21 protein-coding genes are annotated in these 25,008 nt (G+C 73.3%); 5 read left to right on the forward strand and 16 right to left on the reverse strand.

The genetic code is table 11. The features are described 5' to 3' along the window. Positions 1-17 precede the first annotated feature (17 nt). From BF93_RS06525 to BF93_RS06540, 4 genes are all read right to left on the reverse strand, one after another. Positions 18-2,930 (reverse strand): FtsX-like permease family protein, encoded by a 2,913-nt coding sequence (locus tag BF93_RS06525; RefSeq protein WP_156954067.1) that lies wholly within the window; start codon positions 2,928-2,930, stop codon positions 18-20. Then, positions 2,927-3,658, reverse strand: coding sequence for an ABC transporter ATP-binding protein (locus tag BF93_RS06530; RefSeq protein ID WP_038371511.1), 732 nt, complete (start codon positions 3,656-3,658; stop codon positions 2,927-2,929). The genes BF93_RS06525 and BF93_RS06530 overlap by 4 nt, the downstream gene beginning before the upstream one ends. Beyond that, complete coding sequence (locus BF93_RS06535) at positions 3,655-4,248, reverse strand: helix-turn-helix transcriptional regulator (RefSeq protein WP_038371512.1); 594 nt, start codon at positions 4,246-4,248, stop codon at positions 3,655-3,657. Before BF93_RS06535 ends, BF93_RS06530 begins: the two co-directional genes overlap by 4 nt. A gap of 332 nt (positions 4,249-4,580) precedes the next feature. Then, a complete protein-coding gene (locus BF93_RS06540) occupies positions 4,581-6,248 on the reverse strand; it encodes a cation:proton antiporter (protein ID WP_038371513.1) in 1,668 nt (555 codons plus the stop codon). A 103-nt stretch (positions 6,249-6,351) separates the two neighbouring features. Between BF93_RS06540 and BF93_RS06545 the strand changes: the two genes are divergently transcribed. Both BF93_RS06545 and BF93_RS06550 read left to right on the forward strand, forming a co-directional pair. Continuing rightward, entirely contained in the window at positions 6,352-6,906 is a 555-nt protein-coding gene (locus BF93_RS06545; protein WP_038371514.1) for a DJ-1/PfpI family protein, read from the forward strand. After that, positions 6,903-8,249, forward strand: a complete 1,347-nt coding sequence (locus BF93_RS06550) for a serine hydrolase domain-containing protein (RefSeq protein ID WP_051486629.1) — start codon at positions 6,903-6,905, stop codon at positions 8,247-8,249. The genes BF93_RS06545 and BF93_RS06550 overlap by 4 nt, the downstream gene beginning before the upstream one ends. On the opposite strand, the gene BF93_RS06555 is transcribed toward BF93_RS06550, so the two are convergent. From BF93_RS06555 to BF93_RS06585, 7 genes are all read right to left on the reverse strand, one after another. Continuing rightward, positions 8,215-9,237 (reverse strand): hypothetical protein, encoded by a 1,023-nt coding sequence (locus BF93_RS06555; protein WP_038371516.1) that lies wholly within the window; start codon positions 9,235-9,237, stop codon positions 8,215-8,217. The genes BF93_RS06550 and BF93_RS06555 overlap by 35 nt on opposite strands. Beyond that, complete coding sequence (locus BF93_RS06560; RefSeq protein WP_038371517.1) at positions 9,237-10,448, reverse strand: sensor histidine kinase; 1,212 nt, start codon at positions 10,446-10,448, stop codon at positions 9,237-9,239. The genes BF93_RS06555 and BF93_RS06560 overlap by 1 nt, the downstream gene beginning before the upstream one ends. Continuing rightward, complete coding sequence (locus BF93_RS06565; protein WP_038371518.1) at positions 10,445-11,107, reverse strand: response regulator transcription factor; 663 nt, start codon at positions 11,105-11,107, stop codon at positions 10,445-10,447. Before BF93_RS06565 ends, BF93_RS06560 begins: the two co-directional genes overlap by 4 nt. Before the next feature lie 320 nt (positions 11,108-11,427). After that, on the reverse strand, positions 11,428-13,254 hold the full coding sequence (locus BF93_RS06570; protein WP_038371520.1) for an ABC transporter ATP-binding protein: 1,827 nt from the start codon (positions 13,252-13,254) through the stop codon (positions 11,428-11,430). After that, a complete protein-coding gene (locus BF93_RS06575; protein WP_038371522.1) occupies positions 13,251-15,083 on the reverse strand; it encodes an ABC transporter ATP-binding protein in 1,833 nt (610 codons plus the stop codon). Before BF93_RS06575 ends, BF93_RS06570 begins: the two co-directional genes overlap by 4 nt. A gap of 308 nt (positions 15,084-15,391) precedes the next feature. After that, positions 15,392-15,751 carry a hypothetical protein gene (locus BF93_RS06580; RefSeq protein WP_038371523.1) on the reverse strand — a complete coding sequence of 120 codons (360 nt, stop codon included), beginning with the start codon at positions 15,749-15,751 and terminating at the stop codon, positions 15,392-15,394. A 155-nt stretch (positions 15,752-15,906) separates the two neighbouring features. Then, positions 15,907-17,292 carry an alpha-amylase family glycosyl hydrolase gene (locus tag BF93_RS06585; protein ID WP_038371524.1) on the reverse strand — a complete coding sequence of 462 codons (1,386 nt, stop codon included), beginning with the start codon at positions 17,290-17,292 and terminating at the stop codon, positions 15,907-15,909. Between the two features lie 182 nt (positions 17,293-17,474). Here BF93_RS06585 and BF93_RS06590 point away from each other — a divergent pair, with 182 nt between their 5' ends. Then, positions 17,475-18,254 carry an alpha/beta hydrolase gene (locus tag BF93_RS06590; RefSeq protein ID WP_038371525.1) on the forward strand — a complete coding sequence of 260 codons (780 nt, stop codon included), beginning with the start codon at positions 17,475-17,477 and terminating at the stop codon, positions 18,252-18,254. Positions 18,255-18,532: 278 nt separating this feature from the next. Further along, positions 18,533-19,669, forward strand: a complete 1,137-nt coding sequence (locus tag BF93_RS06595) for a 3-deoxy-7-phosphoheptulonate synthase (protein WP_038371527.1) — start codon at positions 18,533-18,535, stop codon at positions 19,667-19,669. A gap of 134 nt (positions 19,670-19,803) precedes the next feature. Here BF93_RS06595 and BF93_RS06600 read toward each other — a convergent pair whose 3' ends face one another. The 5 genes from BF93_RS06600 to dhaK form a co-directional block, all read right to left on the reverse strand. Next, positions 19,804-20,142: an Rdx family protein gene (locus BF93_RS06600; RefSeq protein ID WP_038371528.1), complete on the reverse strand. Its 339-nt coding sequence runs from the start codon at positions 20,140-20,142 to the stop codon at positions 19,804-19,806. 42 nt (positions 20,143-20,184) lie between these two features. Further along, the gene (locus BF93_RS06605; RefSeq protein WP_084148324.1) at positions 20,185-21,255 is read right to left on the reverse strand and encodes a TerC family protein; all 1,071 of its coding nucleotides are present in this window, start codon (positions 21,253-21,255) and stop codon (positions 20,185-20,187) included. A gap of 195 nt (positions 21,256-21,450) precedes the next feature. Continuing rightward, entirely contained in the window at positions 21,451-21,870 is a 420-nt protein-coding gene (dhaM, locus tag BF93_RS06610) for a dihydroxyacetone kinase phosphoryl donor subunit DhaM (RefSeq protein ID WP_038371529.1), read from the reverse strand. Further along, on the reverse strand, positions 21,867-22,535 hold the full coding sequence (gene dhaL, locus BF93_RS06615; RefSeq protein ID WP_038371531.1) for a dihydroxyacetone kinase subunit DhaL: 669 nt from the start codon (positions 22,533-22,535) through the stop codon (positions 21,867-21,869). Before dhaL ends, dhaM begins: the two co-directional genes overlap by 4 nt. A 5-nt stretch (positions 22,536-22,540) precedes the next feature. Next, complete coding sequence (gene dhaK, locus BF93_RS06620) at positions 22,541-23,539, reverse strand: dihydroxyacetone kinase subunit DhaK (RefSeq protein WP_038371803.1); 999 nt, start codon at positions 23,537-23,539, stop codon at positions 22,541-22,543. Positions 23,540-23,979: 440 nt separating this feature from the next. Here dhaK and BF93_RS06625 point away from each other — a divergent pair, with 440 nt between their 5' ends. Further along, positions 23,980-24,999, forward strand: coding sequence for a hypothetical protein (locus BF93_RS06625; protein WP_038371532.1), 1,020 nt, complete (start codon positions 23,980-23,982; stop codon positions 24,997-24,999). Positions 25,000-25,008 lie beyond the last annotated feature (9 nt).

Below are 25,008 nucleotides of genomic sequence, written 5' to 3' on the forward strand. Positions count from 1 at the left end.
GGCGGTACCGTGGACGGTCAGCCGCGCAGCTCCCGCGGTGGGCGCCCGGTGATGAGGGCCGCGGCGAGGACGCTGGCGGCCATCGCCGTGATCCCGAGGCAGAGCGCCGGCCAGAGCGGGGCGATCTCCAGCCAGCCTCCGCCCAGCTGCGCCGCGCGGTTACGCAGCACCAGGAGCACCCCGATGCCGCCGCCGGCCAGTACCCCGGGGACCATCCCGAGGAGCAGGACGAGCCCTGCTTGTGTGACGCCGTGCAGCGCGAGCCGGCGGGGAGCGGCACCGACGGCCCGCAGGATCGTCAGGTCTTCCTGCGCCTCGCCTCGTCCCAGCACGACAGAGGCTCCGGAGCCCAGTACGGCGAGGAGGACCAGGGCCAGGAGTGCGGCCATCTGCATCCTTCCCATCCAGAGCAGCTCGCCCCGCGGCGCGGCATCGGGCCACGACAGGGTCGTCACCTCGGCGGCCGCGTCCTCGAGATGAGCCGCCTTCTCCGCATCGAGGGGATCGGGCACGACGAGGACCTCCCCGATGTAGCGCAGCGGGATACTGAGCTCGCGAGCCGTTCCCGGGGACATGACCAGTGATCCCTCCGCCCCGTGCAGGAAGATCCCGGGGCGATCCACCGTCTCGACGACCTCGACGCCGGGGCCGTCGGTGTCCCAGCGCTGCATCTGGATGGTCACCGTCCCGCGGTCCGGGACGCCGGTGGAGCGCGTGTCCAGGCGCGTGACGTCGTTGACGACGACTCCGCCCTCGGACAGCACCTGGGCGGCCTGCTCCGCCCCGGGGTGTCCGGATGCCCGCAGGGCCTCCGGCTCCATGACGAGGATCTGGTCGCTGATCGGGCTCGGGAATCGCAGGCCGGGGTTCCACGCGCTCAGCTCATCGACGCACTCGACCTCGCGGCCGGGGTGCACCGCTGAGGCGGGGGAGACTCCCATCGTCCCCGGGCATTCCGCGCCGGGCGCCGGCATCGGCACCGGCATCACGCGCGTCTCGAAGGTGTGCGAGAAGACCGGATGGCTGTCGAGGATGAGCCCTTTCTCCTCGAGGTGATCCGCCACGGATTCGAGGATCGCCGCGTCGAGCGCGTCGTTCAGCGGAGTCCGGATGCCCAGCACCGCATGGCCTTCTGCGACCACCGCCGTGCGCGTGTCCAGCTGGTCGGCGCGCAGGGATCCCATCACCACGCTGAAGATGCTCAGCAGCGCCGAGGCGATGAGCACGGCGCAGATCGCCGGCGTGGTGCGGCTCCGATCCCGATGGATCTCGCGAGCAGGCAGGCGCAGGGCGAGCGGGGCTCGGGCGGCGAGCAGGGCGACGAGCTCTACCAGGGCCGGGACCAGCACGAGCGCGGCCGCCAGCGCGGCGAGCGTCGATACGGCGACCAGCAGCGCCCCTAGCTGTCCGCCGCCCAGCACCGCGCCGGCGGCGCCGGCTCCGCCGATGAACAACAGCGGCAGTGCGAGGAGCCACGTCCGCACCGCGCCGCTGGAGGAGGTCGGGGGCCGATGGCGCGTCATCGCCTCCACCGGGTCGACGAGGGAGGCACGCAGCGCCGCCGGCAGCGTCGCGAACGTCCCCAGCGCCGTGCCCAGAACCACGAGAAGGACGAGCGTCCAGAGGGGCGAGGAGCCCAGCCGGGCCGCGAAGAAGGCGCCCGCCTCGCCCGGCAGCACCGCAGGAAGCATGCGGACGAGGACGATGCCGCCGAGCACGCCCAGGGTCGATCCGAGCAGTCCCAGACCGGCGCCCTGGATGAGCAGCATCGTGCGCATCATGCCGGGATCCGCGCCGGCGGCGATGGCCAGACCAAGGATGCGGCGCTGGCGCTCTGCCCCGACCAGGAATGCGGGCGTGACCAGGAGGATCAGAAGCACCGCGCATCCGATTCCCGCGGCCGCCGCCATCCCCGCCTGCAGGGCAGCAGTCTCCGGGTCCACGGCCACGGGGTACAGCTCGGAGTTCGGCGGGGGGTTCTCGAGCACGTACCGGGAGGTGACCAGGACCTGCTGTTCGTTCAGCGCGCGCACCTGGTCCCAGGTCACGGGCTCCTCGCCGGCGAGGATGAGGTGACGGGTCACGCCACCGGGAGCGGAGTCGGTGAACTGCGGGAGCCATTCGGCGCCGGCCCAGGCATGCTCGTCGGTCTCCGGGGCGAACGGGGTCGCACCGGAATCAGCCCCGAACGCGTTCCGGGCCTCGTCGGGCGCCGCGATGCCGACGACCCGGTAGCCGCGCAGGGAGTCCTCCACGATCGTGGAGATCAGACCGTCCGCGCCCATCCAGCCCGTCGACGGCGGGGCTATGAGCTGGACGGTGTCGCCGATCCCGACATCCAGGCGCTGCGCGGCCGATGTCGTGAGCACGATCTCGTCGCTGGAGCGTGGCGCCGTCCCCTCCGCCAGGCGCGGCAGGAGCATCTCGAGGGTCTGCGGGTCCGCCTCCTGCAGGACGATCGCAGACATCGACCACGCATCCAGGCCGTCGACCGCGGTGGTCGCGCTGACGGAGGACTGCTCGCCCGGGGCGAGGTCCAGGTCCGTGGTCGCGATGAGCGTGGGGGAGCGCCACCACTCGCGCAGGTCGGCGTCGTCTCCGAGGACCTCGCGAAGCTGGGCGTCCATGGCCGGCACGGTGTCCGGATCGGACTGGTACGGACCGGTGCTGCCCTCCGGGGTCTGGGGCAGGGGCTGACCGGCGTCGACGACAGCGGTGGCGGTGATCGTGGCCGATGCGCCCTCGGGGAGTGCGGCCAGAGCGTCCTCACGGCTGGTCGCGGCGAGAGAGGTGGTGGAGATCGCGAGCACGGCGGCTGCGATGGGGCCAGCGATCAGCAGCAGGGCGATGAGCGTCCGGCCGCGGTGTCGCCGTGCGTCGCGCTGGGCGAGGCGCGCGATCGCGCGCAGGGCGCCGCCGCGACGACTCATCGCGGCCACGCTCCGCCCGGCTCGGCGAGCAGCAGCCCGGGGTCCGTCGGGGACGCCTGGCCGATGATCCGGCCGTCGCGTAGCTGCACGGTGCGGTCGGCCCAGGCGGCGAACCGCGGCTCATGGGTGACCAGGACGACCGCCGCCCCCGCATCGGCGCGAGCTCGGAGGAGCTCGATGACCTCCAGTCCGGTCCGTGAGTCGAGCGCCCCGGTGGGCTCGTCGGCCAGCAGCAGGCGGCGCGGACCGACCACGCCGCGGGCGATCGCGACCCGCTGCGCCTGCCCGCCGGACATCGCCTCGGGGAAGCGGTCCGCCAGATCGCCGATCCCGACCGCCTCGAGAGCTTCGAGCGCCGTTTCCCGCGCCGACCGGAAGGGCAGCCCGTCCAGCTCGAGCGGCAGCATGACGTTCTCCAGCGCGGTCAATGATGGCAGCACGCTGAGGTCCTGGAACACGTAGCCGACGCTGGACCGGCGGATCGCCGCCCGCTGCGCTGCGGTCGCGCTCGGCAGAGATCGTCCCTCGACGAGGACGTCCCCGGCCGTCGGGGAGGAGAGCCCGCCGGCGATCTGCAGGAGCGTGGACTTGCCGGAGCCGGAGGGTCCCATCACGGCGACGAACTCTCCGCGCTCGACACAGAGGTCGATCCCGTCCAGCGCCGTCACGGCACCCGGGCCGCTCCCGTGCACGCGGCGCACCGCGCGCATCTCCAGCGCCGCGTTCATCGGGCCTCGCTCGGGGTGCGGCGCCGCGCCGTGGGCGAGGCCTCGGTATCTGAGGCGGCCGATGTCGGACGGGACCGGTGCCGCGCCAGGGTGGCCTCGATCCCCTCGAGCCAGCTCAGCTCCGCCTCCAGCGTGGCGAGGTGATGGTCCAGAACCAGCATGCTGGGAAGATCCTCCGGCGCGACGCCGCGGCGGGCGCGGGTCGCATCGTGGAGCGCGGTCATGGCAGCGATGCGCTGCGCGTCGATGAGGGCCTGCACATCGACGCCGGGCACCACCACTGCCAGGGCGAGCTTCAGGGCGAGCTCGTGGCGCTCGGGCTGCGGTCGGGTGACTGCGTTGGCCCACCATCGCCCCAGTTCCTCCTTGCCGCGGTCCGTCAGGGACCAGCTGCCCTGGGTGCCGTCGTCGTCCTCTGAGGGCTCACGGGCGACCTGGCCGTCGCGCTCGAGGCGCGAGAGTGTCGCGGAGGCCTGGCCGATGTTCAGAGGCCAGATCTGCCCGGTGGACTCGTCGAAGGATCTGCGCAGCTGGTAGGTCGTCGCGGGGCCCATGCTGAGCAGGGCAAGCAGAGCGTGCTTGACGGACATCGCGCCTCCCGGAAGGGGTTACTTCGAAACGGTTACTCGGTAACCGTAGTGGCGAGGGCGGACGGGCGCAACCGCTGCGGCCAGCATCCCGAAGAACGCACGCTCCCGCCGCGTGACCGATGCGGGGACGCACGCCCCCGCCGCGTGCCCGGTGCGGGGACGCACGCCCCCGCCGCGAGCCGGCGAGTGCCGGTCTACGAGCCGAATCAGGGCCTTCGATGGCTCGCCATCCGGCACTCGCGGCGACAGGGGTGGGGCGACGGCGGCGACAGGGGTGGGGCGGCGGGCCGGTGGGGCCCGGCGGCGGGTGGGGCCGGCGGGGCGGGGGGCGGTCAGTGCTTCTTGGAGCGGGAGCGCGGCGGGGCGGCCATGATCTGCAGGTCCAGCTGCCGCAGCACGTGATCGGCCGCCTCCGGGTCCACGCCCGGCTCGGAGCGGGCGGCGAGGATCTCGGTGCGCGCCGCGTCCAGGCCCACGGTCTGGGCGACGGCCATGAGCTCGCGGCCCTTGGCGACCTTCTTCCGCACCGCGGCCTGCTGCGCCGCCTGCTCCGCGGCCTTCTGCGCCGCCTCGGGGTCGAGGGGCTCCCCGTCGGGCCGGACCGCGCGGATCGCCTGGGTCTGGGTGTCGATCTCGCGGCGCATGCCCTCGAAGCGCTTAGTGAGCATGCGCATCTGCTCGCCGGAGAGCTCCTCGGACTCCCCGAAGCGCTCCCGGATCGCCCCCAGCGCGGCGGTGCGGGCGCGGCCGGTGAGCTCGCGGATCTCCGCGGCGGCGACGGAGCCGTCGTCCTGCAGGCCCAGCAGGCGCAGCACGGGCCCGACGGTGAGGCCCGTCGGCACCAGGGTCGCCAGCAGCACGGCGCAGGCCAGCACGATCACCAGGCCGCGATCGGCGATGAGGCTGCCGTCGGTGGCGAAGGTCGGCACGGACAGCGCGAGCGCGAGGGTCGCCAGGCCTCGCATCCCGCACCAGGTCAGCACGAAGGACTCCCGCCAGTCCCGCGGCAGCGGGTCGGTGCGGCGGGTGGCGGCGGCCAGCGCCAGCATCCCCAGGAAGCGCACGGCGATCACCACCGCGCAGACGACCACGGCCGGCATCGCGTAGCCGAGGATGTCGGTACCCTCGGCCAGCACCACGGCGCGCAGCTCGATGCCCATCAGCCCGAAGGCCAGGCCCGTGAGCATCAGGTTCACGACGTCCCAGAAGGCCGCGCGGGTCACGCGGGCCTCCCCGTCGGAGGCGCGGGCGCGGCGGTTGGTCTCCAGCGCGGTGACGACCACGGCGATGACGCCGGAGGCATGCACCTCCTCCGCGAGGATGTACGCCGCGAAGGGCGCGACGACGCTGACGGCCGTGCGGGCGCCCACCGAGGTCACGGCACGATCGGCCACCCGGTACAGGAAGCCCACCAGGAACCCGATCGCGACCGCGAGCGCCGCGCCGATCACGAAGTCCAGCAGGATCCCGGGGCCGAGGGAGTCCTGCCCCGCGAGCACCGCCCCGAGCGCCGCCTGGAACAGCACGATCGCGACGGCGTCGTTGAACAGGCCCTCCGTCTGCAGGACCGTGAGCAGGCGCCGCGGCATCCGCGCGGGGCCGGCGACGGCCTCGACGGCGACGGGATCCGGAGGGGCGACCATGGCGCCGAGCATGATCGCCAGCGGCAGCGCGATGCCGGGGACCAGCCACAGCACGGTGCCGGCGACCGCGGCGGCGGTCACCGCCGTCAGGCCCACCGCCAGCATCAGCAGGGTGCGCCAGCGGGTGCGGAACACCGACCAGCTCGAGGTGCGCGCAGCCTGGAACAGCAGCGGCGGCAGGAACAGCGGGAGGATCAGCTCGGCGTCGATGAGGTAGTCCGGCACCCACGGCAGCCAGGCGATCGCGGCCGTCGCCACCAGCATGAGGATGGGGTAGGGCAGCTTCCAGCGCTCGCCGATGGCCACGCAGACCGCCGTCACGGCCAGCAGGGCGACGACGAGGACGATGATCTCCACGTCCCGACCCTACCGCCGTCCCCGGCGGCACCGGGGGAGGGGTGGTGGCGCCGGCCCTGCGCGGCGCAGACTGGTGCCCCAGCACTCTCCAGGAGGAGTTCCCATGTCGAAGAAGATCCTCATCCTCACCGGTGACGCCGCGGAGACGCTCGAGGTGTTCTACCCCTACCATCGGCTCCAGGAGGCCGGCCACGAGGTGCACATCGGCGCCCCGGAGAAGCGCCGCCTCCAGTTCGTCGTCCACGACTTCGTGGACGGCTTCGACACCTACACCGAGAAGCCCGGGCACACCTGGGAGGCCGATGTCGCCCTCGCGGACGTGGATCCCGCCGACTACGACGCCCTCGTCGTCCCGGGCGGGCGGGCGCCGGAGTACCTGCGCAACAACCCCGAGGCGCAGCGGATCGTGCAGCACTTCTTCGCGCAGGACGCCCCGGTCGCGGCGACCTGCCACGGTCCCCTGATCCTGGCGGCGGCCGGCGTCCTGCCGGGCCGCACCAGCTCCGCCTATCCCGAGCTCGCGATCGACGTGGAGACCGCCGGGGGCGTGTTCGAGGACGGCGGCGCCGTGGTCGACGGGAAGCTCGTCACCGCCCGCGCCTGGCCCGACAACGGCACCTGGATGAAGGCCTTCCTCGCCGTCCTCGACGCCGCGTGATCGGCCGCGCGACGCCCGCCGCCGTCGGGCTGGACGCCGAGGCCCTCGCGCGGATCCCGGGGATCCTGCGCGAGGGTGTCGAGGCATCCCCGCCGCGCCTGGCGGGGGCGAGCGCCCTGGTGGCCCGCCACGGGCGGATCGTCCTCGAATGCGCCGAGGGCTGGGCCGTGCGCTGGCGCGACGCCGAGCACGAGCTGCCGATGGACCAGCGGGTCCCGGCCCGCGAGGACACGATCTACGACGTCGCCTCGATCTCCAAGCTGTTCACGGCGATCGCCGTGCTGCAGCTGGTCGAGGCCGGGCAGGTGGGCCTCGAGGACCCCATCGCGCAGCATCTGCCGCGCTTCGCCGCGCACGGCAAGGACCGCGTCCGCGTCCACCACCTGCTCACCCACACCGGAGGGCTGCCGGCCGAACGGCCGCTGCACCGCGAGCGCCCGGATCCCGCCTCCCGGCGGGAGCTGGCCCTGGAGACCGAGCCGATCGCCGGGCCGGGTGAGAAGTACGTCTACAGCGACATCGGGATGATCGCGCTGGGCTGCCTGGTCGAGGAGGTCGCCGGCCGGCCCCTGGACGCGGTGGTGCGCGCACGCATCACCGGGCCGCTGGGCATGGACGAGACCATGCATCGGCCCCCGGCGGCGCTCCTGCCCCGCATCGCCGCGACGGAATGGGACCCGGACACGGGCACGATGCTGCGCGGGGTCGTGCACGACGAGAAGGCCCGCGCCCTGGACGGGGTCGCGGGGCACGCGGGGATCTTCTCCACCGCCTCCGACCTGGCCGTGCTCGCGCAGACGCTGCTGGACGGCGGCCGATGCGGGACGGCGCGGATCCTCTCCGAGGAGAGCGTGGCGGCGATGCTCACCGACCGCGTCGCGGCGATCACCGGACCGGACGGCGCCCGCCGGGGCCTGGGCACGGAGCTCTCCGCGGCCAGCCACGGCGCGCTCGCCCGGCCCCGCAGCGCCGGGTCCCGCGGCACCGGGTCCTCCGCGGCCGGGGCCGGGACCGTCGCGTCCACCGCGGCTGGGCCCCGCGGCGCCGGGTCCTTCGCGGCCGGGCCCCGGACCGCCGGGCACACCGGCTTCACCGGCACCTCGCTGCTGATCGACCCGGGCACGGGCGTGAGCGTGATCGTGCTGGCCAACGCCGTGCACCCGCGGCGGGAGCGGTCCGGGATGCCGGAGGTGCGGCGCGCGGTCGCCGACGCCGTCGCCGATGCCCTCGGGGCCGAGGACGCGCCGGCGCCGCACCGGTCCGCGGCACCGCACCTGCCCTCGGCACCGGACCGGCCCTCGGCGGCGGTCAGCGGGTTAGCGCCGCCTCCTCCGCGCCGCTGACCCCGTCCTCGTCGTTCCACCGCAGCACCTCGTCGTGGCTGTCGGAGACGAGCGTCAGGCGGTACGCGCCCGGCCGCCCGGAGAAGCGCAGGGTCATGCGGGCATCGGTGACCCGCGCGAGCACGGGCGCCATGGCGAGGGTGAGCCGGTCCCGGGCGCGGCGGGTCTCCGGGGCGTCCTCGGCGTCGTCCAGCAGCAGGACCTCGCGGCCGGCGCGGCGCGCGGCCTCGACCGCGTCGGTGAAGGCGCGCTGGCGGACCAGTCCGGGCACCCGGATCTCGTCGCGCAGCGCCGCCTCGAGCACGCGCGCCCGCACCCGGTCCTCCTCGCCGATCCCGCCCTCGGAGGCGATCACCTCGAGCACCGGCATCGCCCGCTCCAGCACCCCGTCGATGCGGGTGCGGCGCTCCTGCTCGGCGGCCGCGGCCGATACCTCGGTGGCCGCGCGGGCGATCGCCGATCCCCGCACGCGGTCCAGGCGCCGCCCCATCCGATCCAGGCCCATGGCGACCCAGGTGCCCACCAGCAGCGTCCCGGCATGGCGCACGATCAGCTCGGCCGCGACGAGGGGCGACCCTCCGGCGGCCAGCGCCCACACGAGGGTCACCAGGAACATCGCCGCCAGGCCGACCCAGGCCATGCCGACGCGGCCGCGCACGGCCATCGCCAGCAGCAGGAAGGTGAGCGCCCCGAAGTGCCAGCCGGCCCAGCCCAGATCGTCCGAGAAGGGCAGCCCGTGCTCCACGACGGCGGTCGTGAGCGCCACGGTGGCGATGACTGCGGCGGCGCGGGCTCGGGACATCCGGGGAGCGCCGTCGAGCATGAGGATCGCGGCGCCGACGGCGAGCCCCAGCAGCCCGGCGATCACGGTGACGCTGATCAGTCTGATGTCCGGGGTCAGCGCGACGAGCACGGCGTGGGTGAGGACCAGGCAGGCGGCGATCACCCAGGCGGCCCGGGAGCTGCGCAGGACGATCCACGGCTGCATCACCTCACCCCCGGCCGTGTCCAGGAGATCTCCACCTGCGTGCCCTCGCCGGGGGCGGAGATCACCCGTGCCTCGCCGCCGGGGAGTCGGGCGATGCTCCCGAGGATGCTCTCGCGCACCCCCATGCGGTCCCAGCCCACGCCGGCCATCGAGAAGCCGACGCCGTCGTCGAGGACGCGGATGTCGATCCGCTCGTCGCGCAGGCGGACCTCGACGGCCCGCTGCACGGCGCGCTCCTCCGCGCCGCCGGCGTGGCGGAGGCTGTTGCGCAGGGCCTCGCCGACGGCGGTCACCAGGGCGCGGCGCACCTCGGCGGGCACCGGGCGGCTGCGGGTGACCTGGGAGGTGAAGGCGACGGCGGGGCTGATCTCGTAGACGGTCTCCTGCAGCAGGACGACGAAGTCCCGCGCCGCGAACCCTCCCTCGCGGCGCTGCCGCGCCGCGCGCGGGGAGGCCGAGTCCTGCAGGGTGCGCAGGGCCGTGCGGGCATGCTGGCGGGCGCTCTCGCGCAGCGCCGGGTCCTCCCGGCCGGCGAGGACGAGGACGCTGAGCACCTCGTCGTGGAGGAACTGGCGCAGCCACTGGTCCTCCTCGCGCACCGCGGTGCGCCGCGCGCTCTCGCGGGCCTCGGCGCGCGCCCGGTCGGTGGCCTCGTCGGTGCGGCGGGCGAGGTCGCGGAACAGGAGGATCATGCCCACCAGCACGCCGCCGAAGACGATCGGGTACAGGCCGTCCTGCGTGGCCTGCGCCTCGAGTCCCGGCGGGCCGGCCAGCAGCCGCACCAGGCCGATGCCGACGCCGACGAGGACCGCGGAGATCCAGGCCAGCACCGTCCGCCCGGCGATGCAGACGGCGGCCACGCCGATCACGGCCGTGAGCGTGAACCAGGGCGCCTCCTCCAGCGTGCCGGGGGAGTGCATCGCCGGGACCAGCGTCGCCAGCAGGCCGAAGGCGGCGATCCCGGTGCCCAGCAGGGTCCGCCGGATGGCCCGGATCGGGGCGCGGCGGGTCATGGCGAGCAGGACCAGGGGCATCACGAACACCACGAGGATCGAGCACACGTCCCACAGCAGGTGGTAGACGTGCCACTGGCGCAGCAGGGCGGGCGTGCCGAGGGCGCCGAAGGTGAGTCCGCCGAGCGCGTAGCCGAGGGTGAGGACCCGGGTGACGCTGTCCTCCATGGAGGCGTGCGCCGGCTCGGAGGAGGTCACCAGACCCCCGGCTCCCCGATGAACCCGTCCTCGACGGCCCGCTTGTACAGGTCGACCTTGGTGCCGCTCTCCCGCCCGACCCGCACGTACTTGGCGCGGATGTCCTTGACGTACTTGTCGACGGTGTGGACGGACAGCCCCAGGCGCTGGGCGACGGAGACCGTGGTGTGGCCGTCGGCGTACATGGCCAGCACCTCGCGCTCGCGCGGGCTGAGCCGGGCGTCGCGCAGGCGCTCGTCGGAGTCGATGGAGGCGGCGAGATCCGCGGTCATGACGTTGCCGCCGGCGAGGACGGCCTGCACGGCGGCGACGAGGTCCTCCTCGGGGGCGGACTTGCGCACCACGGCGCCCGCCCCGGCCTGGGCGGCGCCGCGCAGCAGGAAGCGGCTCTCGCCGGAGGTGTAGACGACCGTGGCGATCCCGGCCTCGCGCAGGATCGAGATGTTCTCGTCCGGGGCGGAGCCGTCCTGCAGGCGGAGGTCGAGGATCGCGAGGTCGACCCGGGGGTGCTCGCGCAGGAAGTCGTCCACGGTCGGGGCCAGGCCCACGAACTCGCAGCCGGGGATCCGGGCGACGACCTCGCTCAGGACCGTGCCCATGAAGGGGTGGTCGTCGATCGCGCCCACGGTGTGGCCCACGGCGTGTCCCTCCCAGCTCACCGGCGCAGGAGGCCCGCGCCGGCATGTCGGCAGCGGTTCCCGGCGAGGAACCGCGGGCCGTCAGTCTACCGGCGCGCCGGAGCGGCCGCAGGGAGGACCGGGCGGCGGGACGTGCGGCGCCCGGAGGGCGCGCGACGTGGTGGGGTGGGCCTGCGGCGCGGAACTCCGCCGCTGCCGGACGGTGCGTCCGGCAGCAGCGCAGAGCGTGAGCCGCAGCCCACCTGCCCGCACCACCCGCGAACGACGGTACGGGACCGCGCGCGCACTTCCCAGACCCGGAAACGGGCACCCCCGAAACGGGTACCCCCTTCTTGTCCTTCCTACATCGAGTCCTGCCAGGCCTGGTACAGCGCCGCGAACCGGCCTCCGGCGGCGACCAGCTCCGCGGGGGAGCCGTCCTCGACGACCTCGCCGCCGTGGACCACGAGCACCCGGTCGGCGATCATCACGGTGGACAGGCGGTGGGCGATGATCAGCGCCGTGCGCCGGCCCAGCAGGCGGGTCAGGCCCTCCTGCACCATGCGCTCGGAGGGGATGTCCAGCGAGCTGGTCGCCTCGTCGAGGATCAGCACCTTCGGGTCCGCGAGGAAGGCGCGGGCGAAGGAGATCAGCTGGCGCTGCCCGGCGGAGACGCGGCCGCCGCGCTTGTTCACGTCGGTGTCGTATCCGTAGGGCAGGGCCTCGATGAAGGTGTCCGCGCCGATGGCCCGGGCCGCGGCCTCGACCTCCTCGCGGGAGGCGCCGGGCCGGCCCAGCTCGATGTTGTCGGCGACCGTGCCCGAGAACAGGTACGCCTCCTGGGTGACCATGACGATGTTGCGCGTCAGGTCCTCCATCGACACGTCCCGGAGGTCCACGCCGTCCAGCGTCACCCGGCCCTCCGTGGCGTCGTAGAAGCGCGAGATCAGCTTGGCGACCGTGGACTTCCCGGCGCCGGTCTGCCCGACCAGGGCGACCGTCTGCCCGGCGGGGATGTGCAGGCTCAGCGGCTTCAGCACCAGCGGGCCGTCGGCCGTGTACCGGAAGGAGACGTCCTCGAAGTCGACCTGGCCGGTGGAGTCGGGCAGCGGCGTGGGACGCTCGGCCTCCTTCACGCTGGGCTGCTCGGCCAGGAGCTGGGCGATCTTCTCGAGCGCGGAGACGCCGGACTGGAAGGCGTTGTAGAAGCCGGCCAGCTCGTCGATCGGCTGGAAGAACCGCCGCGAGTACAGGACCAGCGCCACGAGCACGCCCACCGACAGGGAGCCGTCGAGCACCCGGAAGCCGCCGACCAGCAGCACCACGGCGATGGTGGTGTTGGCGAGGATGCGCAGCGCCGGCTGGTAGATGCCGAACACCCGGATGGAGCGCAGCGACGCATCGCGGTAGTCCTGGGAGAGCTGGTCGAAGGCGGCCTGGTTGCGGTCCTCCTTGCGGAAGGCCTTCACCGCGCGGATTCCGGCCATGGCCTCGACGAAGTGGACGATCAGCCGCGCCGAGTGGGTGCGGATCGCCCGGTACTCCTCGCGGGAGCGCTTCTGGAACCAGATCGTCAGCAGCACGCCGGGGACCAGCATGAGCAGCATGACCGCGCCGGTCACCCAGTCCATCGAGACGATGAGGACGACGGTGAACACCATCGACAGCGAGGAGCCGACGATGATGTCGACCCCGAAGTCGAGCAGCTCGCGCAGCGCCTCCATGTCGGAGGTCTGGCGCGAGACGATGCGCCCCGAGGTGTAGCGCTCGTGGAACTCGAGGTCCTGCTTCTGGGTGAAGCGGAAGACCCGCTTGCGCAGGCCGAACAGCATGCGCTGGCCCACGACGGTGCCCTGGCGGACGTAGCCGAAGGTCAGCACGCCGCCGACGATCGCGGCGCCGATGTACAGCAGCCCGGCGCGGATCGTCAGCGACGCATCGCCGTCGATGAGGGCGGGCAGGGCGTGGTCGATGCCGTAGGCGATGATCCGCGGGCCGGCGACGACCGCCAGCTGGGCGATCACCACCATCACGCTCATCATCACGAACTGGCCCTTCACGGGCGCGAGGAGCTCCCCGAGCAGGCGCAGGGTCCGGCGGCGGGATTCGCGGTTCTCCTCGGCGGACAGGACGCGGCTCTCCGCGTCCTCCTCGCGCTCGGCGGCCTTCCCGGCGGGTGCCGTGGTCATCGGGTCTCCTCCCCGGTCTGGACGGCGCGCAGGTCGAGCTCCCCGGTGAGGGTCTCGATGTCCTGGTCGCGGCGGGCCTCCTCGGCCTGGTGGGCGATGACGTAGCGGTACTGCGAGGAGCGGCGCATGAGCTCCGCGTGGGTGCCGACCTCGGTGATCCTGCCGTCGTCCATGAGGGCGACGCGGTCGGCGAGGGCGACGGTCGAGGTGCGGTGGGCGACGATCAGCGTGGTCGTCCCCTGCAGCACCTCGCGCAGGCGCTCGGTGACCCGTTCCTCCGTCTTGGTGTCCAGGGCGGACAGCGGGTCGTCCAGCAGCAGCACCGCCGGCTGGGCGGCGATGGCGCGGGCCAGCGCCAGGCGCTGGCGCTGGCCGCCGGAGAGGCTCATGCCCTCCTCGCCGATGCGCGTGTCCACGCCCTCGGGCAGGTTATGGACGAAGGTGGCATCGGCCGTCTCGAGGGCGAGCTCCAGCAGCTCCTCGGCCTCGGCCTCGGACAGGGACTGGTCCGCGCCGATGAGCACGTTCGAGCGCACGGAGTCGGAGAACAGGGTCGCGTCCTCGAAGGCGACGGCGGTCAGCGACCGCAGCGTCTCGAGGTCCATGTCGCGCACGTCGACGTCGTCGATGGTGACGCGGCCGCCGGTGACGTCGTACAGGCGCGGCACCAGCTGCAGCAGGGTCGACTTGCCGCTGCCGGTCACGCCCACCAGCGCCATCGTCTCCCCGGGGCGGATCTCGAGGGTGGCGCCGTCGATGACGTCGTCCATGTGGTCCGGGGCGTCGGGGTAGCGGTAGTGGACGTCCTCGAGGCGGACGATGCCGCGGGCCTGGCCGGCGGGGATGGCCACCGGCTGCTCCGGGGAGGTGATGGTGTTGACCTCGTCCATCACCTCGTAGTGGCGGTTCAGGGCGGTGGTCGTGTTGACCGCCTGGCCCAGCAGGTTGCCGAGCATGCGCACGGGGCCGATGACCAGCACCGCCGTGGCGAAGTAGGCGGCCAGATCGCCCGGGGTGATGCTGCCGCGGGCGGTGAGGTGGATGCCGGTGAACAGGGCGACGCCCAGGGCCAGCTCGGGCAGCATGAACATGAACATGTCGAACCGGGCCATCGCGGTGGCCTTGCGGACCTCCGTGCGGCGCAGCTCGTCGGCCTGCTCGGCGAAGCCCTCCAGCGCGGTGGGGCCGCGGCCGAAGGCCTTGAGCACGCGGATGCCCTGGACGGACTGCTCGATGGTGGTGGCGAGATCGCCGTTCTGGTCCTGCGAGAGGCGCGAGAGCGTGTGGAAGCGGACGCTGAAGCGGTAGGCGATGATCGAGACCGGCACGGCGGCGGCGATGAAGATCAGGGCCAGGATGACGCTCTCGCTGAACAGGAACGCCAGGCCCACCACGATGGTCACGGAGTTCGCGACCAGCATGATCAGGCCGAAGGCGATCCAGCGGCGCACGGTGGAGATGTCGCTCATCATGCGCGAGAGCAGCTGTCCGGAGCCCCAGGCGTCGTGGAACGCCACGGGCATGTGCTGCACCTTGCGGTAGAAGTCGACCCGGATGCCCTTCTCGATGAGGGTCGCCGGGGAGACGGCGAAGACGCGGCGCAGGTAGATGAGGGACGCCTCGACCAGGCCGAGGCCGATGGCGACGGCGCCGCCCGTCCACACGACGGCGGCGGTCGGGGTGGCGTCGAGCTGGTCGACGACGGCGCCCAGCACCTGCGGGATGAGCAGGGCGACGATCGAGGCGATGAGGGCGCTGAGCAGGCCCAGGAGGAGTCGGAGGCGAATGGGGCGGACCGTCTGCCACAGGCGGGCCATGGTCGCAATCATGAGGAGAGACCTCTATCGAGGAAGCGCGGCGTCGCGCGAAGGTGCGGGGCAAGAAGACCGGGCAGGGCTCGCTGGCCGTGCCGGTCGTGGAAGGGAGCGGTCGGTGCCGCAGCAGCAAGCCTATCCAGAAGGTCGGACCTCTGGGCGGAACCTGGCCGAGTCTTTTGCAGTCGATGCAGATTCTTTGCGGGAGCACCGACCGGGACGAGGAGCAGGGAGCGACCGGCTCCGGAGAGCGGGCAGAGCCGGTCCGATGCCGCCGGGAGCCCGCCCGGAGGCGGCGCGTGGGTCCCGTGCGGCCCGAGCTCTCAGGGCTGAGGGTTCTCGGGGATCCAGTCCTGGTCGGAGGCGTCGCTGAGCAGCGCGGCGGCGCCGGCGGCTGCGGCCGTCACGGTGAGCACCGCGGGCCAGGAGCCGATCTTCTTCGCCAGCGGGTGCGAGAGGCCGAAGCCCAGCACGTACGTCGCCCCCAGCGCGGCGGCGGTGGCCGGGCCGCGACGGGCCAGCCAGGTGCGGCCGGCATAGAGGCCGGCCGCGGCGAGCACCACGCCGCCCAGCGGGCGGATCCCCGTCTCCCGCGCGGTGAGCCAGCCGCCGACGAGCCCGAGGGCGACGACGGGGGCGCTGGCGACGTTCCGGGCGGGCTTCAGGGTCATCGCGGTGCTCATGCCTCCGAGCCTACGCTCCTCGGCCCGGCGGGCGCCATGCGGTATCCCGCGCATCCGCGGCCGATGCTCGCGCCCGATGCGCGTGCCCGATGCGTGTGCCCGATGCGCTTGCCCGATGTACGCGCCCGATGCGCGGGCGCGATGCGCGGGCGCGCTCAGCGCAGGACGGCGATCCCGTGGGCGGGGACGGTGCCGGGGCGGACCCGCTGCGTCCCGTCGACCATGTCGGCGCCGGAGACGACCTCGAGGACCTCCCGGTCGGTCGCGACCTCGTCCTCGCCGAGGTTGATCGCGAGCACCAGCGGCGGCATGGGCAGCTGGCATCCGGGGGTCAGCACGATCTCGGCGAAAGTGTGCGAGAGGGTCTCTTCCCGCACCGTGACATCGGCCTTGATCAGCCACGGCTCGCGGCGGCGCAGGGCCAGCAGGCGCCGATGCGCCTCCACGATCCGCGGCGCGGCCTCGGGCTTCAGCAGGGCGAGCGCGGAGGCGGCATCGGCCGGGTCGTCGGGGAAGGAGGGGCGCACGGCGTCGTCCCCGCCGGCGCGCTCCTCCTTGACGCCGACGGCCCCGAACTCGTCCCCGGCGTAGAGGGCGGGCACGCCCGGGAGTAGGGCCAGCAGGGCGATGGCGGCGGCGAGGTCGCGGCCGTCGGCCAGCTGGGAGGCGATGCGGGTGGTGTCGTGGTTGCCGAGGAAGGTCAGCGGCAGCGCGCCGCCGTCCTCCGCGCGGAAGTCCTGGTGGCGGCTCAGCGCGTGGCGCAGCTCGAAGAGGTTGTGGTCGTGCAGCGAGGACCAGATGCCCTTCCACAGCTCGTACTGGGTGATCGAGTCCGCGCCCGAGGCGGCGGCGAAGGCCGGGTAGTCGCCGTGGATCACCTCGCCGAGGATCCACGCCTCCGGGTGGCGCTCGCGCAGCCGCGCGATGATCGGCGCCCAGGCCTCCGGCCCCGCCGCATACATGGCGTCCAGCCGCCAGCCGTCGGCGCCGCGCTGCAGCCAGGCGCTCATCGTCTCGACCACGGCCTCCTGCACCGCCTCGTCGGTGAGGTCCAGCTCCACCAGGTCGGGATTGCCCTCGAAGCCGTAGGGGTGGGCGCCGGCCCAGCGGATCCGCGACCCCTCCGGGCTGTCGGGGCCGCCGGCCAGGGCCGCGCGGACCACCGCATGGTGCTCGCTGACGTGGTTGAAGACGCCGTCCAGCACGACCCGCACGCCCCGCTCGTGGCAGGCGGCCAGCAGGCGCTGGACATCGGCCTGGTTCCCCAGCCGCGGGTCCACCCGCTGGTGGTCCAGGGTGTCGTAGCCGTGGCTGACGGAATCGGCGATGGGGTTCAGGATCAGCACGTTCGCCCCCAGGGAGACGATGTGGTCCAGCCACCCCTCGATGCGCCCCAGGCGGTGCACGACGTGCTCGCCGTCGGTCAGCCCGTAGCTCGTCGCGACGAGGTCGTCGCGGTGCTGCGGGGCGCCGCAGAATCCCAGGGGATAGATCTGGTAGCAGATCGCATCCCGCACCCACGCCGGCGTCCTCGCAGTCATGAGCCCATCGTAGGCGTCCCGCCGGGGCGCGTCCGCCGCACGCGCCCGGCGGACGGGAACGTGGCGGCGGGGGCGCGGAGCCAGGACTCCCGGGATCACGGACTCCCCATCGGCCGTCCCATGAGGTTGGATGAATCCGGGGTGGCAGCCCGCCGCCCCACCACCCCGGCTCAGGAGGCTCCATGATCCGCATGCGCACCGACATCTTCGCCGAATCCCTCGGCATGGGCACCAGCCTGACCGTGCTGATGCCGCAGGCGGCCGCCGGCATCGGCATGGGCGGGGACGACGCCGCCCCGGCCCACGGCGACGGCGTGCCGGTGCTGTACCTGCTGCACGGGCTGAGCGACGACTGCACCATCTGGGAGCGGCGCACCTCGATCGAGCGCTACGCCAGCGAGAAGGGCATCGCCGTGGTGATGCCGCAGGTCGGGCGGTCCTTCTACTGTGACGAGGCGCTCGGCGAGGCGTACTGGACCTACCTCTCCGAGGAGCTGCCCCAGCTGCTCGCGCGGACCTTCCGGATCTCGACGGCCCGCGAGGACACCTTCGTGGCCGGGCTGTCGATGGGCGGCTTCGGCGCGTTCAAGCTGGCCCTGAACCATCCCGAGCGCTTCGCCGCCGCGGCGAGCCTGTCCGGGGTGGTGGACCTCGTCGCCCTCGAAGGCCTCGACGTGCATCAGGGGCATCTGGCCGAGCGGATCTGGGGCGGGAAGCGCCCCGATGGCACCCAGGACGACCTGGTGGGGCTGCTGCGCGCGGCCGATCCGGAGTCGCTGCCGGCCCTCTTCCTCGACTGCGGCACCGAGGATCCGCTGGTCATGCTGAACCGGGGCTTCATCGCCGCGGCGGAGGAGAAGGGCGTGGCGATGCAGTCCCGCCTGCGCCCGGGCAACCACACCTGGGACTTCTGGGACACCAGCATCCAGGACGTCCTGGACTGGCTGCCGATCCGCGCCTGAGGGGATCCCGCCCGCGTGCCGCCGGCGCCGTCGACCGGGGCCGCGGCTCGCGGTCTGCGGGCCCCGGCCGACGGACGTCGGGTGCGGCGGGGCGGGGCGTGCGCTACGATCGCCGCGTGATCGATCGTCGCTATGCGTATGACTGCTCGGCTCTGGAGGGGCCGCAGCGGGCATAGACGCACGCCGACTTCCAGAGCCACAGGGCAGAGCGAACGCTCTGCCCTTCGCCGTTTCCGGCGGGCTCTGCGCAGGGTCCGCCCCTCTCCCAGGAGCAGACCATGACCCCTCTCGACACCACCGCCCCCGCCGCGCCCGCCGTCCCCGCTGCGCCCGCCGTCGCCGTCGGCACCGAGGACCTGCACGTCGCCGCCTTCACGGAGCTGCCGACCCCCGCGCAGGTGCGGGCCGAGCTGCCGGCCGAGCCCACCGACGTCGCCCTCGTGCGCCGCACCCGCGAGGAGGTCCGCGCCGTGCTGCGCGGCCAGGACGACCGCCTGCTGGTGATCGTCGGCCCCTGCTCCATCCACGATCCCGAGGCCGGTCTCGACTACGCCCGTCACCTGGTGGGGGAGGCGATCGGCCACCGCGACGACCTGCTGGTGGTCATGCGCGCCTACTTCGAGAAGCCCCGCACCACCGTCGGCTGGAAGGGCCTGATCAACGACCCGCGCCTCGACGGCAGCCACGACATCGCCACCGGCCTGCGCCGCGCCCGGGCGTTCCTGCGGGACGTCGTCGGGCTCGGGCTGCCCTGCGCGACCGAGTTCCTCGAGCCGATCAGCCCGCAGTACACGGCGGACCTCGTCTCCTGGGGAGCGATCGGGGCGCGCACCACCGAGAGCCAGATCCACCGCCAGCTCGCCTCCGGGCTGTCGATGCCGATCGGCTTCAAGAACGGCACCGACGGCGGGCTGCAGGTCGCCATCGACGCCCTCGGCGCGAGCGCCGCCCCGCAGTCCTTCCTCGGCATCGGCGCCGACGGCCGGGCGAGCCTGGTGACCTCCACCGGCAACCCGGACACCTCGGTGATCCTGCGCGGCGGCGCCGACGGCCCGAACTACGGCCCTGAGCATGTGCGCGCCGCATCCGAGCGCCTCGCGGCGGCCGGGCGCAGCCCCCGGCTGATCATCGACGCGAGCCACGCCAACAGCGGCAAGGACCACGAGCGCCAGGCCGTCGTCGCCCGCGAGATCGCCGCCCAGGTCGCCGAGGACGGCTCCGCCATCAGCGGCGTCATGCTCGAGAGCAACCTGCTGCCCGGAGCGCAGACGCTCGACGTCGCCGCCGGCCCCGCCGCGCTGGTGCGCGGCCGCAGCGTCACCGACGCCTGCATGAGCTGGGACGAGACCGCCCGGATCCTCGAGGACCTCGCCGCCGCGGTGCGCCGACGTCGCCTCGGCGGTCCCGCCGCCTGACCGGGGTCGTCCGGGCCGTCCCGGTCCGTCGTGCGACTGACCGGGGCCTTCCCGTTCCGTCGCGCGCAGGGAGCGCTGGTAGGTCGCCTGGCCCCGTCACTCGGCTGGAGCGCGGGCTGGGAGCCTCGCCCCCGTCACTCTCCCGGTGCGGGGCTCCCGGAGGGCCGGTCGTGCTCGCCCGGTGCGGGGGCCGCGGCGGCGCGGTCGGCGTGGCCGAGGGAGCGGCCCGGGGCGATGAGGTCGCGGACCCGGCGCTTCAGCTCGGAGATGTCGGGGAAGCCGCCGTCGCGCTTGCGGTTCCACACGTGCGCGCCGTCCACGTCGATGCGGAAGACGCCGCCGGTCGCGGGCACCAGCGCGATCTCGCCGGCCTCCTGCTCGAAGGTCTGCAGCAGCTCGCCCTGGTACCACTGGGCGCGCAGCAGCCAGCGGCACTGGGTGCAGTAGGTGATGACGATCCGCGGCGCAGGCATGCGGCCAGGGTGCCACATGCCCGCGCCGCGCGAGGCAGGGGGTCAGCGGCGCGCGGCGTCCTCCGCCGTGGTGCCGGGCTCCGACGGAGGCACCGAGCGCCCGGTCGAGTCCGCGTCTGTGTCCGTGTCCGTATCCGCGTCCGTGCCCGGGGCGGCGCCGCGGGTCTTCGCGAGGCTCGCGACGGTCGCGACGGCCACGGTCGCGCCGATGAACAGCAGCGAGAGCCAGATCGGGATCTCCGGAGCCCACAGCACGGGCTCGCCGCCGTTGATGAACCCCAGCTCGTTGACGTGCAGGGCATGCAGCACCAGCTTCACGCCGATGAAGGCGAGGATCACGGCGAGACCCTGGGCCAGGTACACCAGGCGCTTCAGCAGTCCGCCGATGAGGAAGTACAGCTGGCGCAGCCCCATCAGCGCGAAGACGTTCGCGGTGAACACGATGTACGCCTCGGAGGTGAGGCCGTAGATGGCCGGGATGGAGTCGACCGCGAAGACGAGGTCGACCACGCCCAGGGCGAGGATCGCCAGCAGCATGGGGGTGGCCATGCGGCGCCCGTCCTGGCGGACGGTCAGGCGGTCGCCGTGGTAGGTGTCGGTCACCGGGAGCACGCGGCGGACCAGGCGCATCAGCCGGCTGTCGGCCGGGTCGGCGTCGTGGTCGCCGAAGGCCTGCCGCCAGGCCAGGACCAGCAGCAGCGCCCCGAAGCCGTAGAAGGCCCACGAGAAGTTGTCGATCACCGCAGCGCCGGCCGCGATGAAGCCGCCGCGCATGATCAGCGCGATGACGATGCCGATCATGAGCACCTTCTGCTGGTGCACGCGCGGCACCGCGAAGCTCGTCATGAGCAGCAGGAACACGAAGAGGTTGTCGATCGACAGGGCCTTCTCGGTGAGATAGCCGGCGAAGTACTCGCCGCCGTACCCCCAGCCCGAGGTGACACCGATGCCCACGCCGAACAGCAGGGCCAGGACGATGTAGAACGCGGACCAGCGGGCGGCTTCGCCGAGGCCCGGTTCATGGGGCTTCCGCACGTGCGCGAAGAACTCGTACACGAAGAAGGCGATGGTGACGGCGATCGTGATCGCCCAGATGAGGGGTGTGATCTGCACAGGGTCCTCCGGAGACGGTGGCGTGGCGCCAGAGTCTCCTTCGTCCCAGAGGCGGGACCGACAGCCCGGGTATCCGTTGGCGGATCCGAAGTGACGGGCATGCCGAGGTGAAGTACTCCCTCTGCACCGCCTACGGTACGCGCTCTCGCGGCTCGTTTCCTGGGAACCTGCTCGGGAACTTCGGCGTCGGCGGGGTCACACACCCAGCTGGAGGCGCTTGGCCTCCACGGCGATCTCGGCCTGACCTGCGACATCATCGGCATCGGCCCCGGAGGCGGCGGTGACGACCGCCCCGACCAGGCCCTCGACCAGCGGTGCGAAGGTGAGGTGGACGCGGCCCTCGAGCTCCGGGTCGAGGAACTCCAGCGCCGTCTGCGCGGAGAGGATCGCGGAGCCGAGGTCCATCAGCACGACGACGCCCTGGTCGTCGGCGGCGGCCTCGATGGCGGCGCTGATCGCGGCGGCATCGGTGCCGAGGGCGGTGCCGCCGCCCGGCTCCTCGATGCCGGCGGCGATCTCGATGCGCGGGGCGCCGTCGCGGACCATCTGCAGGGCGAGGTCCGCCGCCGCCTCGGCCAGCGCGCGCGAATGGGAGACGACGACGATCCCGGTCATGCCGATCCCTCCTGCCCGGCGACGGTCTCCGCCAGGGCCTGCCACAGCAGCGCGGTGGAGGCGGCACCCGGGTCGACGTGCCCGATGGAGCGTTCGCCCAGGTAGGAGGCGCGTCCCTTGGAGGCCTGCAGGGGGGTCGTGGCCTCGCGGCCCTGCTCCGCCCCCTCCGCTCCGGCGCGGACGGCCGCGGCGAGGTCCGATGCGTCCTCGCCGGTGGACGCCTGCTCGAAGGCATCCAGGGCGGGCGCCCACGCGTCGAGCATGGTCTTCTCGCCGACGGTCGCCTTGCCGCGCTGCTCGATCCCGCCGACCCCGGCGCGCAGGGCGGCCAGCAGGTCCGCGGCATCCAGCTGCGTGGCGCCGGGCTGGGAGGTGCCCAGGCGCAGGAAGAACGTCCCGTACAGCGGGCCGGAGGCGCCGCCGACGCTCGAGACCAGCGTCATGCCGACCTTCTTCATGAGCGCGGGGATGTCGGCGAACTCCTCGGCGTCCAGGGCGGTGACCACGGCGGCGAAGCCGCGCTTCATGTTGCTGCCGTGGTCCGCGTCGCCGATCGCGGCATCCAGCTCGTTCAGCGCGGAGACGTGCTCGGCCAGCAGCGTGCTCGATCGGCGCAGCCAGGCGGCGAGGTCCGATGGGGTCAGGGCGGTGAGGGCGTCGGCCATGGCGATCAGATCCCCTTCCTCAGGGCGGGGGTGGAGACGGGGGCGTCCCACCAGCGGGTGAGCTCCTCGTCCAGGCGCAGCAGCGTGAGGGAGGCGCCGGCCATGTCGAGGCTCGTGATGAAGTTGCCGACCAGGTGGCGGGACACCTCGATGCCGGCCTCGGCGAGGATCTCGTGGGCATCGGCGGCGAGGATGTACAGCTCCAGCAGGGGCGTGCCGCCGAGCCCGTTGACGAACAGCAGGACGGGGCCCTCGCCGGGCAGCTCCGCGAGGATCGGCTCGAGCATGGTGCGGGCGAGGTCCTTCGCGGGGGCGAGCTTCTCGCGGCGGCGGCCCGGCTCGCCGTGGATGCCGATGCCGATCTCCACCTCGTCCTCGCCGAGCTCGAAGGAGGGCTTGCCGTTGGCGGGCACGGTCGCGGAGGTCAGGGCCACGCCCATCGAGCGGGCCCCGGCGTTGACGCGCTCGGCGACCGCGGTGACGGCTTCGAGGTCCAGGCCCTCCTCCGCTGCGGCGCCGGCGATCTTCTCCACCAGCACTGTGCCGCCCACGCCGCGCCGCCCGGCGGTGAAGGTCGAGTCCTCGACGGCGACGTCGTCGTTCGTGATGACGGAGCGCACCGCGATGCCGGACTCGGCGTCGGCCAGCTCGGCGGCCATCTCGAAGTTCATGACGTCGCCGGTGTAGTTCTTGACGATCTGGAGCACGCCGGCCCCGCGGTCGACGGCGGCGATCGCGGCCGTCATCTGATCGGGGACGGGGGAGGTGAACACCTCGCCGGCGCAGGCGGCGTCCAGCATGCCGTGGCCCACGAAGCCGCCATGGAGGGGCTCGTGGCCGCTGCCGCCGCCGGAGATGATCGCGACCTTGCCGTCGTCCTTCGGCTGCGCGCGCAGGACCAGCCGATGGTCCAGGTCGACGCGCAGGGTATCGGGGTGTGCCAGGGACATTCCGCGCAGCGCGTCGACGACGACATCGTCCACGGCGTCGATGATCTTCTTCATGCCCACGACGCTACCGCGAGACGTGAGCGCCGTCACCCAGTTCCGAGGGGCGGGTCCGGGGGTTTCGCTGCTCGCGAGAGCCGGGCGAGAGCCGGGCAAGAACCGCGTGAGCGCCGGGCAAGAGCACGGGAGTGACGGTGGGCGAGGGAAGAAGGGATCGGGGCAGAGTCCGGTGAGGACCCCGGGTCATCTGTTCCGGGGACTCGAGAAATTGCAGGCTCCAGAGCCACTTCGGCGATGAAAGTGGAACAAAACGGGACAATCGCTGGAACGCCCCGGGAGGCGTCTCGTCCGCCGGTCGCGACGCCCAGGACGAAGGCCCGAGGTGCGCCTGTCGTCCTCGTGCCTGGGGGACGCGTGCTGGTCCTCCCCAGGGGACTGCGCTCCACATCGGAGCACCATGACTGACCGGGGCGGGGACCGGCGCCTAGCGTCGGAGCGTGCGCGATGACCAGGAGGACGATGCCGGCTCGGGGCAGCTGCTGCATCGGCGCGAGTGGCTGCGCAGGGGCGTCCATCCTCGACAGCTCGCCTCGGAGCGGTACATCCGCGTGTTCTGCGGATACTTCACGCCGTCGGCTCGGCCGGCCACCCTCGAGACGGCGTGCCGTGTCCTGCAGAACGAGGTGAGAGCCGGCGCTGTGATCAGCCACGAAAGCGCTGCCGTTCTCCTCGGGCTCGCCCTCCCGGACCGGTGCGGTCCCTCTGGCGCCGATGCCGACCGGACCGCCGTACTCGGTGAGGTGCCGCGCGTGCACGCCGTGCAGCCAGGGGATCGATCCCGGCAGGTCGCGGGGTGCACGCTGCACGCGAGTCCGCCGGTGGCACGAGTCCTCGTCGCCGAGATCGAGGTCTGCCATCCGTACGACGTGGTCTGCCAGCTCGCGCCGGATCTTCTGCCGTGGGACCTGACGATCATGCTGGAGAGCCTGGTCCGCCCCGGTCGCCCCGGTGCCGTCGTTCCGGGGCTCAGCCTCGACGGAGTCGTCACGCATGCCCTCACCCGGGCGTCTGCGGCAGTGGCGGAGGCGGTGTGCAGCGCGGCCCGGCGTGCTCGACGCCCGTCGCGCTCATGTGCGGAGACGCTGATCCGTCTGATGGTGCGGGCCGCGGGATTCGTCGACCCGGAGCTCGGGCCCGTCGTGGTCGGCGGGAGCGACGGAGGGGCGCCGCACCGGGTCGCGCTCGGATGGCCGACATGGCGCGTGGGCATCGATACGGACCATCTCCTGGGGCCTGCACAGGCCAGGCGTCTGTGGCCCGCGAACCGCGCGGTCGCCCTCGCGGAGAGCGGCTGGTGCCTGCTCCGCCCGACGGCCGACGACCTCGGGGACTCCCTCGTGCTGCTCCTGAGCCTGAGGAACCTTCTCCAGCACGGGGGAGCTCCGGCACCGTCCCTCGCGCAGATCCGCGCCGCCGCATCCTCGCAGGCGCGGCGCACGGCGCACCGGCACCCGTGACGTGCGCAT

It is taken from the genome of Brachybacterium phenoliresistens (genome assembly GCF_000576425.1).
GTDB lineage: Bacteria > Actinomycetota > Actinomycetes > Actinomycetales > Dermabacteraceae > Brachybacterium > Brachybacterium phenoliresistens.